This is a genomic window from Arthrobacter sp. Z1-15 (assembly GCF_054792395.1).
Map to the genome: position 1 here is coordinate 2,321,134 of NZ_CP096454.1, position 14,331 is coordinate 2,335,464.

The 14,331-nt window shown below is 65.8% G+C and carries 14 protein-coding genes; 5 read left to right on the forward strand and 9 right to left on the reverse strand.

Going from position 1 to position 14,331, the window contains the following annotated elements; all coding sequences use genetic code 11:
• Positions 1-46: 46 nt before the first annotated feature.
• The 4 genes from era to M1D40_RS10625 are packed head-to-tail and all read right to left on the reverse strand — an operon-like array spanning position 47 to position 3,819.
• Positions 47-976 (reverse strand): GTPase Era, encoded by a 930-nt coding sequence (gene era / locus M1D40_RS10610; RefSeq protein ID WP_461168807.1) that lies wholly within the window; start codon positions 974-976, stop codon positions 47-49.
• Complete coding sequence (locus tag M1D40_RS10615) at positions 969-2,306, reverse strand: hemolysin family protein (RefSeq protein ID WP_341395013.1); 1,338 nt, start codon at positions 2,304-2,306, stop codon at positions 969-971. Before M1D40_RS10615 ends, era begins: the two co-directional genes overlap by 8 nt.
• Positions 2,303-2,776 (reverse strand): rRNA maturation RNase YbeY, encoded by a 474-nt coding sequence (gene ybeY / locus M1D40_RS10620; RefSeq protein WP_461168808.1) that lies wholly within the window; start codon positions 2,774-2,776, stop codon positions 2,303-2,305. Before ybeY ends, M1D40_RS10615 begins: the two co-directional genes overlap by 4 nt.
• Entirely contained in the window at positions 2,773-3,819 is a 1,047-nt protein-coding gene (locus tag M1D40_RS10625; protein WP_341395011.1) for a PhoH family protein, read from the reverse strand. Before M1D40_RS10625 ends, ybeY begins: the two co-directional genes overlap by 4 nt.
• A gap of 327 nt (positions 3,820-4,146) precedes the next feature.
• Here M1D40_RS10625 and M1D40_RS10630 point away from each other — a divergent pair, with 327 nt between their 5' ends.
• Positions 4,147-5,088, forward strand: a complete 942-nt coding sequence (locus M1D40_RS10630) for a GerMN domain-containing protein (RefSeq protein WP_341395010.1) — start codon at positions 4,147-4,149, stop codon at positions 5,086-5,088.
• Between the two features lie 34 nt (positions 5,089-5,122).
• Here M1D40_RS10630 and M1D40_RS10635 read toward each other — a convergent pair whose 3' ends face one another.
• From M1D40_RS10635 to hrcA, 3 genes are all read right to left on the reverse strand, one after another.
• On the reverse strand, positions 5,123-5,887 hold the full coding sequence (locus tag M1D40_RS10635) for a 16S rRNA (uracil(1498)-N(3))-methyltransferase (RefSeq protein ID WP_461168809.1): 765 nt from the start codon (positions 5,885-5,887) through the stop codon (positions 5,123-5,125).
• A gap of 2 nt (positions 5,888-5,889) precedes the next feature.
• Positions 5,890-7,032 carry a molecular chaperone DnaJ gene (dnaJ, locus tag M1D40_RS10640; RefSeq protein ID WP_341395008.1) on the reverse strand — a complete coding sequence of 381 codons (1,143 nt, stop codon included), beginning with the start codon at positions 7,030-7,032 and terminating at the stop codon, positions 5,890-5,892.
• A 135-nt stretch (positions 7,033-7,167) separates the two neighbouring features.
• Positions 7,168-8,181 (reverse strand): heat-inducible transcriptional repressor HrcA, encoded by a 1,014-nt coding sequence (gene hrcA, locus M1D40_RS10645; protein WP_341395007.1) that lies wholly within the window; start codon positions 8,179-8,181, stop codon positions 7,168-7,170.
• 190 nt (positions 8,182-8,371) lie between these two features.
• On the opposite strand from hrcA, the gene M1D40_RS10650 reads away from it, so the two are divergent.
• Together M1D40_RS10650 and M1D40_RS10655 are read left to right on the forward strand one after the other, a co-directional pair.
• Positions 8,372-9,214 (forward strand): DUF3097 domain-containing protein, encoded by an 843-nt coding sequence (locus tag M1D40_RS10650; RefSeq protein ID WP_341395006.1) that lies wholly within the window; start codon positions 8,372-8,374, stop codon positions 9,212-9,214.
• A 123-nt stretch (positions 9,215-9,337) separates the two neighbouring features.
• Positions 9,338-9,757, forward strand: coding sequence for a DUF4870 domain-containing protein (locus M1D40_RS10655; protein ID WP_341395100.1), 420 nt, complete (start codon positions 9,338-9,340; stop codon positions 9,755-9,757).
• Positions 9,758-9,877: 120 nt separating this feature from the next.
• Here M1D40_RS10655 and hemW read toward each other — a convergent pair whose 3' ends face one another.
• Positions 9,878-11,110, reverse strand: a complete 1,233-nt coding sequence (gene hemW / locus M1D40_RS10660) for a radical SAM family heme chaperone HemW (RefSeq protein WP_461168810.1) — start codon at positions 11,108-11,110, stop codon at positions 9,878-9,880.
• On the reverse strand, positions 11,107-12,960 hold the full coding sequence (gene lepA, locus M1D40_RS10665; RefSeq protein WP_341395004.1) for a translation elongation factor 4: 1,854 nt from the start codon (positions 12,958-12,960) through the stop codon (positions 11,107-11,109). Before lepA ends, hemW begins: the two co-directional genes overlap by 4 nt.
• A 176-nt stretch (positions 12,961-13,136) precedes the next feature.
• On the opposite strand from lepA, the gene M1D40_RS10670 reads away from it, so the two are divergent.
• Positions 13,137-13,799 carry a type II toxin-antitoxin system PemK/MazF family toxin gene (locus tag M1D40_RS10670; RefSeq protein WP_461168811.1) on the forward strand — a complete coding sequence of 221 codons (663 nt, stop codon included), beginning with the start codon at positions 13,137-13,139 and terminating at the stop codon, positions 13,797-13,799.
• A gap of 218 nt (positions 13,800-14,017) precedes the next feature.
• Positions 14,018-14,278 (forward strand): 30S ribosomal protein S20, encoded by a 261-nt coding sequence (gene rpsT / locus M1D40_RS10675; protein WP_341395002.1) that lies wholly within the window; start codon positions 14,018-14,020, stop codon positions 14,276-14,278.
• Positions 14,279-14,331: the final 53 nt, after the last annotated feature.

The window sequence follows — 14,331 nt, forward strand, 5'->3', positions numbered from 1 at the left end:
CGGCGACCCTGAAAAGAAAATTCAGGGTACCCGCATTCCGCCGGGGTTAGAAGCCCAGCTTCACCAGCTGCTTGGGATCCCGCTGCCAGTCCTTCGCGATCTTGACGTGCAGGTCAAGGTAGATGCGGGTGCCAAGGAGCGCTTCGATGGCCAGCCGTGCGTTGGTGCCGACTTCCCGCAGCCGGGCGCCGCCCTTGCCGATGATGATGGCCTTCTGGGAAGACCTTTCCACGTACAGGTTTACCCGGATGTCCAGCAGCTGGTTGTCATCGGAGCGTCCCTCGCGGGGAACAATCTCGTCCACCACAACGGCCAGGGAGTGGGGAAGCTCATCGCGGACGCCTTCCAGCGCGGCTTCACGGATCAGTTCGGCGACCATGACCGCTTCCGGCTCATCGGTCAGTTCGCCGTCCGGGTATAGCGGCGGCGAGGACGGCATGTAGCCGGAGAGGACCTCGGCGACGGTGTCCACCTGGAAACCGTCCGCTGCGGATACCGGCACGATGTCGGCCCATCCGGCCTCGCCCAGGACCTCATTGCCCAGGGCCGTCACAGCCATGAGCTGCTTGGCCAGGGCCGCCCGGTCCACGAGGTCGGTCTTGGTGACCAGCGCCACCACCGGCTTTTTCTTCAGCGCAGCAAGCTGCTTTGCGATGTACCGGTCGCCGGGGCCCACTGCTTCATTGGCCGGGAGGCAGAAACCGATGGCATCCACCTCGGAGAGGGTGTCGGCCACCAGGTCGTTCAGCCGCTTGCCCAGCAGCGTCCGGGGCCGGTGCAGTCCCGGAGTGTCCACGAGGATCAGCTGGGAGTCCTCGCGGTGCACAATCCCGCGGATGGTGTGGCGCGTGGTCTGGGGCTTGGAGGAGGTGATGGCCACCTTCTGGCCCACCAGGGCGTTGGTCAGCGTGGATTTTCCGGCGTTGGGCCGGCCCACGAGCGAGACAAAGCCGGCGCGGAATTGTGGATCAGTCATTGCGGGGTACCAATTCTGTTGAATGGACGCGGGAGGGTTCCCTGCCGTCGTCGTATTGTGCGTCTGTGTCAGCGTCGCGGTGCTGTTTCCAGGCGATGATGTGGGACACGCGGTTGCGGCGGCCTTCCAGGCGCTCGGCATGGAGCACGACGCCGTCGACCACCACCTCGCTGCCGACAATCGGCACGCGGCCCAGGGCCTTGGCCAGCAGGCCGCCCACGGTGTCCACCTCGTCGTCTTCGAGGTCGACGTCGAACAGTTCGCCGAGATCATCAATGCCGGCGCGGGAGCTGATGCGGTAGCGTCCCCCGCCGAGGTTCTCGATCTCCGGGCGCTCGGAGTCGTACTCGTCCACGATCTCGCCCACGATCTCTTCGATCAGGTCCTCCAGGGTGACCAGGCCGGCGGTTCCGCCGTATTCGTCGATCACCACCGCCACATGGGTGGATTCGCGCTGCAGCTCCTGCAGCAGTTCGCTGACTGCCTTGGATTCGGGAACGTACCGCACGCCGCGCGCAAACTCCTCCACACGGCGGACCGTGGCCTCTGAAGGATTGGAGTGCATCTGCGCGGCCACGTCCTTCAGGTAGAGGATGCCCAGAATCTGGTCGGCGCTGTCCTCGATCACGGGAACGCGGGAGTAGCCGGAGCGCAGGAACAGGGACATCGCCTGCCGCAGGTTGGACCCGGCGTCGATGCAGACCATGTCGGTGCGGGGCACCATCACGGAACGGACCTTCGTGTCTCCCAGTTCGAAGACGGAGTGGATGAGCTCGGCCTCCGTATTTTCGATCATGTCCGCTTCGGACGCACGGTCCAGCAGTTCACGGAATTCCTCCTCCGTGAAGAAGGCGGCATCGGGCCCCTGCGTGCCCGGCGCGACGGCGGTGCCCAGGCGGACGAGCCAGCCCGGCACCGGCCCCAGCACCACGCGCAGGAACCGTACCATTCCGGCGGTCAGGACGACGACGCCGGTGACGTGCTTGCGGCCGATCTGGCGGGGCGAAACGCCCACCAGTACGAAACCGATTCCGGCCATCACCACCGTGGCGAGCAGACCGGCCAGCCAGATGTTGTCCAGGAGCATCTGGAACAGCGTTGCCACGGAAACGGCCGTGGCCATTTCGAACCAGACACGCCAGAACCGCAGTGCGTGCATGTGCGCCACGGGGTGCTGCAGGATTCTGCGCAGCGGCTTGCCGGCCTTGCCGTGCAGCAGTGCCTCGGCCTCGTGCCGCGGCAGGTAGCCGTACGCGGATTCAGCGGCTGTGAGCAGCCCGGCCAGGACCATGAAGGCCACGGCCATGAAAATCAGCAGGGCAAAACTCAACTGCGCGTCTCCTTCGGGGCTTCCCGGCCCAGGTAGGAGGAGAGGAGCTCGCGCTGCAGTCCGAACATTTCCCGTTCTTCTTCGGGTTCGGCGTGGTCATAGCCGAGCAGGTGCAGCACGCCGTGCGTGGTCAGCAGCAGCAGCTCCTCCTGCATGCTGTGCCCTGCCGTCTCCGCCTGTTCGGCGGCGACCTGCGGACACAGCACGATATCGCCGAGGACTCCCGCCGGCGTCACGCGTCCGGGGACGCCGGGGCGCAGTTCATCCATCGGGAAGGAGAGGACGTCGGTGGCCCCGGGGATGTCCATCCATTCAATGTGCAGCTTCTCCATGGCTTCCTCGTCCACCAAAATAATGGAGAGTTCCGCTTCCGGGTGCACGTACAGATTTTCCAGCAGGTACCGTCCCAGCAGGGAGAGTTCCTCTTCATCCACCGCGACGGCCGACTCGTTGTTAACCTCGATGCTCATTTGGCGTTCCCCCGCCCCGAGGTGCGGCGGTTTCCGGCGGCAGCATCACTGCTGCGCCTGGACTCGTCCCATTCGCTGTAAGCGGTGACAATGCTGCTGACCAGCGAATGCCGGACCACGTCCGAGGCGTGAAGTTCAGAGAAGGACACGTCGTCGATGTCGCCGAGGATGTCGTGGACGATCCGCAGGCCGGAGGCCGTCCCGCCGGGGAGGTCCACCTGGGTGACGTCGCCCGTCACCACCATCTTGGAGCCGAACCCCAGCCGGGTCAGGAACATCTTCATCTGCTCGGGGGTGGTGTTCTGCGCTTCGTCCAGGATGATGAAGGCGTCGTTGAGGGTACGTCCGCGCATGTACGCCAGCGGAGCCACTTCGATGGTTCCGGCGGCCATCAGCCGCGGAATCGAGTCCGGGTCCATCATGTCGTGCAGCGCGTCGTAAAGCGGGCGCAGGTAAGGATCGATCTTGTCGCTGAGCGTTCCGGGCAGGAAGCCCAGGCGCTCTCCGGCCTCAACCGCGGGGCGGGTCAGGATGATCCTGCTGACTTCCTTCTGCTGCAGCGCCTGGACCGCCTTCGCCATGGCGAGGTAGGTCTTGCCGGTGCCGGCCGGCCCGATCCCGAACACGATGGTGTTCCGGTCGATCGCATCAACGTAGTTCTTCTGGTTCAGCGTCTTGGGCCGGATGGTGCGGCCGCGGGTGGACAGGATGTTCTGGGTCAGGACTTCCGCCGGACGCGACGCACTCTGGTCCCTGAGCATGGTGATGAGCTGTTCAAGGAGCTGCGGGGTGACCTTGGTCTGGCTGCGTGCCAGTGTCCGTACCTCGGTGACCAGCCGGTGGGTACGCTCCACCGCGGGTGCCGGACCGGAGATCGAAAGCTCATTGCCCCGCACGTGCAGGCTGACTTCCGGATAAGCGGCCTCGATGATTTTGAGTGCCTCGTCATTGGCACCCAGTGACTGGACCATGTGTTCAGTGGAATCAAAGACAATGGTCTGCTGATCCAGCCCGATGGTGCCAATTCCTGAGGATTCAGTCATATATTCGGCCTTCGCAGGCCTTTCATCGCCCCTTTTGGAGAGTGTGTTGTTTGCAGAATGTTGTGAACGAGCATGCGGCCTGCACGTGTTCCTGGCCAGCGTGCCCGCCGGTGTTAAGACAGACAGTCCAATATTACTTGATGCTGCCCCGCTGCGCCCGCCCTGATTTCCGCCTTCGGTGAACCGGGAGGCAGTGCGGCCGGGAACACGCTTCCCCTGCCCGGTATCAATCGGGTCTCAGTCCGGTCGCAGGAAGGTCAAGACCGCGGATCCGGCGTTTGGCATGTGCCAAGCTGGGAAGCGACCGTTTTGCGAAAGGAGGACTGAATGGGATTAAAACGCCGGTTGGCGCAGCCGGGCCGCCGTGGATACCTCGGACTGCTGGCCGTCTCTTCGCTCCTCCTCAGCGGCTGCGGAGTGGTCGCCGCTACCCCCACCACTACGATGCCCATCTCCTTCGGAGATGCTGCGGGGAGCACTGTTGCCGCTCCGCTGAGCGCCCCTCCTCCGGCCGAGGGCAAGCCCGCCCCGGGCCGCATCCCGGTGTACTGGCTGGGCCTGAACGGGTCTGACGTACACCTCTACCGGGAGTTCCAGCCTGCAGAGAAGGACGGCGACCCCATCGGGGAAGCAGTTCTGGCCATGACCTCGGGCGCGCCGTCGGACCCCGACTACTTCAATCCGTGGAAGAAGGCCGGCAGCGTTTCCGCCTCAATCTCGGGCAAGAACGTCATCACCGTGGATATCTCCGAGGATGCTTTTGGAACGTCCATGGATGCAGGAATGGCGCACCGCGCGGTCCAGCAGCTGGTCTACACCGCCACCGCAGCAGCTTCCAACGCCGGGCTCACCACCGTTGGCCACCAGTCCTCAGTAGTGCTGCTGGTGGACGGCAAGGCGGGATACACGGCCTTCGGCCATGAAGTCCTGGAGGGCCCTCAGCAGCGGGACCCGGCACTCATGGCACCCATCTGGATCATCGACCCGCAGGAGGGCGACAGCACGCAGCCCAGCCTCACGGTCCAGGGTACGGCCGTGCCCGAAGGCGGGCAGCTGTCCTGGCGGGTGGAGCCCATCGTTGACGGCCGGCCCGCGGGAGAGGCCGTGGCTCGGGGCTACGCCGAACTCGAGGCCTCCACCGGCGGACCCTCGCTCTTCCGCTTTACCGTTGAGCTGCCCGCCGGCGAGTACAGCGTGAGCGTCTTCCACGGCACGGAGCGTGCCAACGAAGATTCCAAGCGCGTGACCGTCACTTCAGCGGCCCAGTAGCACCGGGCCCCGTCCTACCAGCGGCTGCCCGGCCCTACCAGCGGCCCAGCGCGGAATTCAGGACGGCAAGGGCAGCAGGCCCCGCGGTTGAAGAACGCATCACGTGCAGGCCCAGGCGAACAGCCACGGCTCCGCCGCCGCGCAGCAGCTCCACTTCCGAAGCGCTGATTCCGCCCTCCGGCCCCACGACCACCGCAATGCTCAGCGGCCGGTCCCCTGCGCGCCGGCGCGCCTCGGTGACCGCCGGAACCAGGGCGCCGTCGGCCTCCTCATGCAGCACCAGCACCAGGTCAATCCCGGCAAGCCGGCGCGCCAGCGCCTTCGACTCCGCCAGCTCTTCCACCGAAGGCACGGCTGAACGCCGGGACTGCTTGGCGGCGGCGGTGACAATGCCCTGCCATTTCGCCTGCCCCTTGGCGGCCTTGTCCGCACGCCAGCGGACAATGCTGCGCTCGGACTGCCAGGGGATGACCCTGTCCACGCCGAGCTCCGTTGCCGCTTCGACGGCCTGCTCGTCGCGGCCGCCCTTCGCCAGGGCCTGGACCAGTATCAGGGTTTCGGCCGCTCCGTCCTCTTCGGTGACGGCTTCCACGCTAACTTCCAGCCGCGCAGGCGAGGCAGCTGACACAGTTCCAGTTAGCCGCAGCCCCGCGCCGTCCACGATGTCCACCGGCTCGCCCGGGGCGAGGCGTTTCACGGCAACAGCGTGGTGGGCCTCCGGCCCCTCGATTACCAGCACGGATCCGGGCACCGCGGCGCGCACGGCCCCCGGATCACCGAAGAAGATGGGGTTGGTCATGGCTAGAGGTTGCCCAGGCGGTCCCGCAGCCTGGCGAAGACACCGGAACCGCTGCCGGCCAGGCGTCCCTCTGCGTATTCCTCGCCGCGCAGCTGGGCCAGCTTGCGGAGGAGCTCTTCCTGCTCTGCGTCCAGCTTCTGCGGGGTTTCAACGTGCAGATGAACCAGCAGGTCTCCGCGGCCGTAGCCGCGCAGGTGAGTGACGCCCAGCCCCTTGAGGGTGGTGATCTCGCCCGACTGGGTGCCGGCCTTAACGGTGATCTCGCGGTCGCCGTCGAACGTCTCGAAGTTGATCGAGGAGCCCAGGGCGGCTGCGGTCATGGGAACCGTCAGAGTGGCATGCAGGTCATCACCTTCGCGGACGAAGGTGGGATCTGCATTGACCCGGATCTCCACGTACAAATCGCCCTGGGGCCCGCCGGCGGTTCCGGCTTCGCCCTGGCCGCTGAGCTGGATCCGCGTGCCGGTGGCAACTCCGGCGGGGATCTTGATGTTCAGGGTGCGGCGGCTGCGGACGCGGCCCTCGCCGGCGCACTCGTGGCAGGGGTCCGGAATGACCGAGCCGAAGCCCTGGCAGGAGCCGCAGGGAGCGCTGGTCATGACCTGGCCCAGGATGGACCGGACGGCGCGCTGCACCTGGCCGGTGCCGTGGCAGATGTCGCAGGTCCGCGGGGAGGTGCCGGGCTGGCAGCAGCTGCCGTCGCAGGTCGGGCAGGTGACGGCGGTGTCGACGTCGATCTTCTTGTTGGTGCCGAAAACGGCATCCTTGAGGTCGATCCGCACGTTGATCAGGGCGTCCTGGCCGCGGCGGGTGCGCGAGGCCGGTCCCCGGCCGCCGCCCGCTCCGGCTCCGCCGAAGAAGGTGTCGAAAATGTCCTGGAAGCCAAAGCCCTGGCCGCCGAACCCGGCACCGCCGCCGAAGCCGTTGTCGTTGCCGTTTTCATTGCCGGTGGTGTCGTAGATGCGGCGTTTCTGCGGGTCCGCCAGCACCTCGTAGGCGTGGGTCACAGCCTTGAATTCGTCCTGCGCTCCGGGAGCGGAGTTGACGTCCGGGTGCAGCTTTCGGGCCAGCTTCCGGTACGCCTTCTTGATTTCTTCGCCCGTGGCGTCGCGTCCAACGCCCAGGACCTGGTAGTGATCGCTCACTCGTGCACATCGCTTCCTGTAATTGCAGTTTCCGCTTCTGCGGTGTTCTCTTCGCTTCGAAGACTTCCGCCGGTGGCCGGCCGCCCTCAGGCGGGCCGGCCACCGGCGACTGCTGCTGTATTGTCTAACGTTTTTCTAGTTGTTCAGTATCCGGGAAAGGTAGCGGGCCACGGCACGGACAGTCGCCATGGTGTTGGGATAGTCCATGCGGGTTGGACCCAGCACACCCACCTTCGCCGAGGAATCCGGTCCGTAGCCGGTGGCCACCACTGATGCCTCCGACAAGGAACCGTGGGGGTTTTCGCGTCCGATCCGGACGGAAACACCCCGGGCGTCCTGCTCCATTTCGGACAACAACCGAAGCATGACCACTTGTTCCTCAAGTGCCTCGAGGATCGGGCCGATCGTCAGGGGAAAGTCTACGGTGGACCGGGCCAGGTTGGCGGTTCCCGCCATCACCATGCGGTCCTCGCGGTTAATTCCGGCCAGCTGCTCGAGGCAGCGGGCCAGTGCCCCGGCGTTGCGCCGCTTCTGCGCCGGAACCGTTGCCAGGCACTCGGCGAGCTGCCCGGTGATACGGGTCAGCGGGGTCCCGCCCAGCGCGGCGAGGAAATGCTGCCGCAGCTCCAGGAGGTCCTGTTCCGCGACCTGGTCCGGCATCGTGATGACGCGCTGCTCCACCCGGCCGGTGGTTGAGATCAGGACGACCAGCACCTGGGCAGGTGCGAGCAGGACAAACTCGATGTGCCGCACGCGTGCGTTCCCCAGATGCGGATACTGCACAACGGCCACCTGGTTGGTCAGCTGCGACAGCAGGCGGACGGTCCGTTCCATCACGTCGTCGAGGTCTTCGGCGCCCTCCAGCAGGGTCTGGATTGCCCTTCGCTCGGCCGCCGAGAGCGGCTTCACGTCCGAAATCCGGTCGACAAACAGCCGGTAGCCCTTGTCGGTGGGGATGCGGCCGGCTGAAGTGTGGGGAGCAACAATCAGCCCCTCTTCTTCAAGGGCCGCCATGTCGTTGCGGATGGTTGCGCTGGAGACGCCGAGCTGGTGCCTCTCCACGAGGGCCTTGGAGCCAACGGGTTCGCGCGAATGGACATAGTCCTCAACAATGGCCCGGAGCACCTCGAGTCTGCGTGGTTCACTCATGGTTTTCCCTCCCTCGCTGATGGCCGTATGTTCTGTGTGCCCGGAGCGTTCCCGGTTAGCACTCACCATGCCTAAGTGCTAAGTCTAATACGGATCGGGGTCGTTGCTAGCATTGAGTGGCCCGTGCCGCACTGCTGCCGGACGTGCACTTGCCGGCTGCAGCGGACCAACCAAAGCGAGGAAAACACCAGTGTCCAACTTTTCGTGGGGGCCGCAGGACATCAGTGCTCCGGCCCGGAAAACACTTCCCAAAGTCGGAGCCGAGGCGGGCCTGGTGCTCGAAGACGTGCAGAGCGGCTGGGTCGGAGCGGTGGTGCGGGTGGAGAAGTCCGGCGGACTGCATCTGATGGTGCTGGAGGACCGCCGGGGGAAAACCAAGTCCTTCGAACTGGGTTTCGGCTTCCTGCTCGACGGCGAACCGGTGGAAGTGGTGCCCGCCGTCAAGGCCGCGGCACCTGCGTCGCGGCGAACGGCGTCGGGTTCCCTTCGGGTGGACAACGTGCGGGCGCGCACGGCACGGGCGAGCCGCATCTGGGTGGAAGGCAAGCACGACGCCGAACTGGTGGAGAAGGTGTGGGGCGACGACCTCCGTGTGGAGGGCATCGTCGTCGAACCCCTGCACGGGGTGGATGACCTGTACGCTGCCGTCCGGGACTTCAATCCGGGCCCGGGGCGACGGCTGGGAATACTGGTGGACCATCTGGTGGCCGGTTCCAAGGAGTCCCGCATTGCCGCCGAGGCCATGAAGCATCCGGGTGCACGCGGAAACGTGCTCATCGTGGGGCACCCGTACGTGGACGTGTGGCAGGCCATCAAACCGCAGACCATCGGCCTCTCCGCCTGGCCGGTTGTCCCCCGGAACGAAGACTGGAAAACGGGCATCCTGAAAGGCCTGGGCTGGCCGCACCGGGACCACACGGACGTGGCCGTGGGGTGGAAGAAACTGCTGGGCGCAGTCACCTCATACGCCGATCTCGAGCCCTCCCTGCTGGGCCGGGTGGAGGAAGTGATCGACTTCCTGACCGTTCCGTAGCGACCCGCGCACGGCCCCGCGTGCCGGGACGGAGCCCGGTTGCCAGTAACCTAGATGAGATGTAGGGCAGTAAACCGAACCGACCAGGCGTCCAGAGTCACAAAGGAAACAGCAGTGTCGAACATACGTCAGAACCACCACCCCCAGTCCGACGACCGGGGTTCCGGCGCTCGTCCCGCCTATCAGGGCGCTCCGGCCACTGCCCTGCCCCTGACTGCCTCCGAGGACCGGCAGTGGGCCACGATGGCCCACTTCGGCGGCATCCTGGGGTTCATTCCGTCCCTGATCATTTACCTGGTCTTCCGTGACCGCGGCCCGTTCACCGCGCAGGAATCCAAGGAAGCGCTGAACTTCACCCTCCCTCCCACCATCATTGCCCTGGTGGCCTGGCTGCTGTCCTTCATTCCCGGAATCGGCTGGGTCTTCGCCATCCTGAACGCCCTGCTCTGGGTTGCCATTGCCGTTTCCTCGGTTGTCGCCGGCATCGAGGTCAACCGCGGGCGCCCCTACCGGTACCGGCTGAACCTGCGCCGCATCCAGTAACCCTCCGCAGACACACAAAGGACCCCGGGCCGGCACTGCTGCCGCCCGGGGTCCTTTGTTCTGCATTATCCCTGGTTGTTGCCTGGCTAAGCGGTTGCCTTCAGCTCCCGCCGGATCCGTCTAGTCCGGGAGCAGGCGGCGCACGACGGCGTCTGCGAGCAGGCGGCCCTTCGTCGTGAGCAGCACACGGCCGGTGAGTGCAGCCTTCGGGTCCACCAGTCCGTCAGCCATGAGCCCGGCGACGGCGAGCCGGCCGGAGTCCTTCAGCCGGGACAGCTCCAGCCCCTCGGCCAGCCGGGTGCGCAGCATGACATCTTCCACGTACCGGGTTTCGGCGTCGAGCGTCTCGCGTCCCACCGCCGGTGATTCCCCCGCCGCAAGCCGCTGGGCATAGGCGGTGGGGTGCTTGGCGTTCCACCAGCGCACGCCGCCGGCATGCGAATGCGCGCCGGGGCCGATGCCCCACCAGTCGTCGCTGCGCCAGTAGGCCAAGTTGTGCCGGCACTGGTCGGCGGGGGTCCGGGACCAGTTGCTCACCTCGTACCAGGACAGTCCGGCCGCCGTCATCATTTCGTCGGCCATGAGGTATTTGTCCGCGTGGTCGTCGTCGTCGATCGGCGGCACTTCGCCGCGCCGCATGCGCGCTGCCAGCTTGGTGCCGTCCTCGATGATCAGCGCGTACGCCGAGATGTGGTCCGGTTCGTAGCTCAGCGCCTCGCGGACGGAGACTTCCCAGTCCGCCAGGGACTCCCCCGGCGTGCCGTAGATGAGGTCAACGCTCACCTTCAGGCCGGCGTCGCGCGCCCATTTCACGGCTTCGGGAACGCGCGACGGCGTGTGGGTGCGGTCCAGGACCGCCAGCACGTGCGGAACGGCCGACTGCATGCCGAAGGAGACGCGGGTGAAGCCGGCGTCGGCCAGCAGCTGCAGCGAGGCCGGGGTAACCGAATCGGGGTTGGCCTCGGTGGTGACCTCGGCTCCCGGCTCCAGCCCCCACATGTCCACGGCGGTTTTCAGGATCCCGGCAAGATCCTCCGCGGGCAGCAGGGTGGGGGTGCCGCCGCCGAAAAAGACGGTGCCCATCTTCCGGTCCGGGAGCCCCGAGGCCTTCAGCGCGCGGGCAGCGAAGCGCACTTCCTGCTCCGCCGTGCCGCCGTAGGCCGCCTGGGAGGCGCCGCCGCCGAGCTCGGTGGCGGTGTAGGTGTTGAAGTCGCAGTACCCGCAGCGGACGGAGCAGAACGGAATGTGGACGTAGAGCCCGAACTTCCGGTTCTCCGCTCCTTCCGCCGCCTGGGCGGGCAGCAGTCCGTCAGCGGGGGCCGGATCCCCGAGGGGCAGTGCACTGGGTGTCACTTCTTGGATTTGTCCTTGGATTCGTCGGAGGAAAGCGCTGCCACGAAGGCTTCCTGGGGGACCTCAACGCGGCCCACCATCTTCATGCGCTTCTTGCCTTCCTTTTGCTTTTCGAGCAGCTTGCGCTTGCGGCTGATGTCGCCGCCGTAGCACTTGGCCAGCACGTCCTTGCGGATGGCGCGGATGGATTCGCGGGCAATGATGCGGGAGCCGATGGCCGCCTGGATGGGCACCTCGAACTGCTGGCGCGGAATCAGCTCGCGGAGCTTGCCGGTCATCATCACGCCGTAGGAGTACGCCTTGTCCTTGTGCGTGATGGAGCTGAACGCGTCCACCTGTTCGCCCTGGAGCAGGATGTCCACCTTGACCAGGTCGGCAACCTGTTCGCCGTCGGCCTTCCAGTCCAGCGAGGCGTAGCCGCGGGTCTTGGATTTGAGGATGTCGAAGAAGTCGAAAACAATCTCGGCCAGCGGCAGGCGGTACCGGATTTCCACCCGGTCCTCGGAGAGATAGTCCATGCCGCCCAGGACTCCGCGGCGGGCCTGGCACAGCTCCATGATGGCGCCCACAAACTCGTTCGGCGCCAGGATCGTGGCCGAGACCATCGGCTCGCGGACCTCTTTGATCTTGCCTTCGGGGTACTCGCTGGGGTTGGTCACCGTGACCACCTTCTTGTCCTCGAGCGTCACCTCGTACTCCACGTTGGGTGCGGTGGAGATCAGGTCAAGGTTGTACTCGCGCTCGAGCCGTTCGCGGGTGATTTCCAGGTGCAGCAGGCCCAGGAAACCCACCCGGAAGCCGAAGCCCAGCGCAGCGGACGTCTCGGGTTCGTACACCAGCGCGGCGTCATTGAGCATCAGCTTTTCCAGCGCGTCGCGCAGTACCGGATAGTCGGCGCCGTCGATGGGGTACAGCCCGGAGAACACCATCGGTTTCGGATCGGCGTAGCCTTCGAGGGACTTCTCTGCCGGCTTGGCCAGGTTGGTGACGGTGTCGCCAACCTTGGACAGGCGCACGTCCTTCACACCGGTGATGAGATAGCCGACTTCGCCGACTCCCAGGCCCTTGGAGGGGGTGGGCTCCGGCGAGCTGACCCCGATTTCCAGGAGTTCGTGGCTGGCCCGGGTGGACATCATCTGGATGCGTTCCCGGGGCGAGAGCTTGCCGTCCACCACGCGCACGTAGGTAACGACGCCGCGGTAGGTGTCATACACGGAGTCGAAGATCATGGCCCGGGCGGGAGCGTCGGGGTCGCCCACCGGTGCCGGAATCTCGCGGACAATCTGGTCCAGCAGGGCTTCAACGCCCACGCCGGTCTTGCCGGAGACCCTCAGGACGTCCGCCGGATCGCCGCCGATCAGCTTCGCCAGTTCCTCGGCGTACTTCTCGGGCTGCGCTGCCGGAAGGTCGATCTTGTTCAGGACGGGGATGATCGTCAGATCGTTTTCCATCGCCAGGTACAGGTTGGCCAGTGTCTGCGCCTCGATCCCCTGGGCGGCGTCCACCAGGAGCACTGCACCTTCGCAGGCGGCCAGGGAGCGGGAGACCTCGTAGGTGAAGTCAACGTGGCCCGGGGTGTCGATCATGTTCAGGGCGTAGGACTCGCCGTCGAGTTCCCACGGCATGCGAACCGCCTGGGACTTGATGGTGATGCCGCGCTCACGCTCGATATCCATCCGGTCCAGGTACTGGGCCTTCATGTTCCGATGCTCAACGACGCCGGTGGACTGGAGCATGCGGTCGGCCAGGGTGGACTTGCCGTGGTCGATGTGGGCGATGATGCAGAAGTTTCTGATGATCGCCGGATCCGTCGCGGCAGGCACCGGTGAGAAGCGGGCCATAGGTGACACTGTGGCGGTTCCTTTACTGTTCACAGGACTTCACGGCGGCTGCGGGCTCAAGGCCGCAGGCCGGAACCGGTCTGGGCGCGGTTCGTCGGTTTTTCCTGGTGGTTTAACTACTGAATTAACAGTCTCCCACGTTTGCCCGCCCGTGCTGGAACTGCGGAACGTAATAGCGTGGGGTCATGTCCTTCTCCAGCCGTTCCCTGCTTTCCCTCGCCCGCTCCGCCCTTCGCCTGCTCTCGCGTGCCGGCACCGGCGGCCCGGGCCCCTCCGCTTCAACCCGTTCCTCTCCCAAATCCTCCCCGGCTCCCAACTCCTCCCCGGCGCGCGGAGGAACACGCTCCAGGCCGAAGGGCCGGGCACCGGCACCGGCACCGGCACCGAAGAAGCCGTCGTCGTCGCCGGGGAAAAGCCAGGCGTCTGCGAAGTCTCCCTCAGCGGGGAAGGCGTCGTCCTCCTACCCCGGCGACTACCGCGGCAGCGTCACCCCGCTTTACGCTCCCTCGCCTGACGGCTCGCCGGACCCGGGCGAGGTTGTGTGGGCGTGGGTTCCCTATGAGGACGACTATTCGCAGGGCAAGGACCGGCCGGTACTGCTGATCGGCCGCAACGGGTCCCGCCTCCTGGCCCTGATGATGACAACCAGGGACCGCAACAACGGCCGGGAGTCGGACCCGGATTATGTGGACGTGGGCACCGGTCCCTGGGACCCGCAGGGCCGGCCGAGTGAAGTGAAGGTCGACCGCGTGCTGCAGCTGGATCCCGCGTCCGTCCGTCGGCAGGGAGCCGTCCTGTCTCCGGCCGCCTTCGAACGGGTCCGGAAGGCTTTTGCGGCCCGGGCCTAAGAATCCCCGGGCCGGGGCGAAAGCCCGACGCCGCCGCGCCGCGGCACCTCAACGGGCGGTTAAGCCCAAGTTCTGCTAACATTTATTGCTGTGTGTCCGCGCAGGTCGACGGGCACTTCAGTTCAGGCGCCATTACGGTATCCCCACGCCGCTCAGTCAATGTCTGGGCTGAAATTCCCTCACCGACCAAGTCCGCAATACAAAGAGAGTTTATATAAGTGGCCAATATTAAGTCCCAGAAGAAGCGCATCCTCACCAACGAGAAGGCGCGCATGCGTAACAACTCGGTGAAGTCCGAGCTGAAGACCGCAATCCGCTCCGTTGACGCTGCCCTGAAGGCCAGCGACAAGGATGCAGCAGTCGCAGCGGTGGCCAACGCCAGCCGCAAGCTGGACAAGGCCGTCAGCAAGGGTGTTATCCACAAGAACAACGCTGCAAACCGCAAGTCGGCCATCTCCAAGAAGGTCAGCGCGCTCTAAGCAGCTGTTTTTGCTTTAGTCTTATCAGTCCGGCCGGTCCCTTCGGGGGCCGG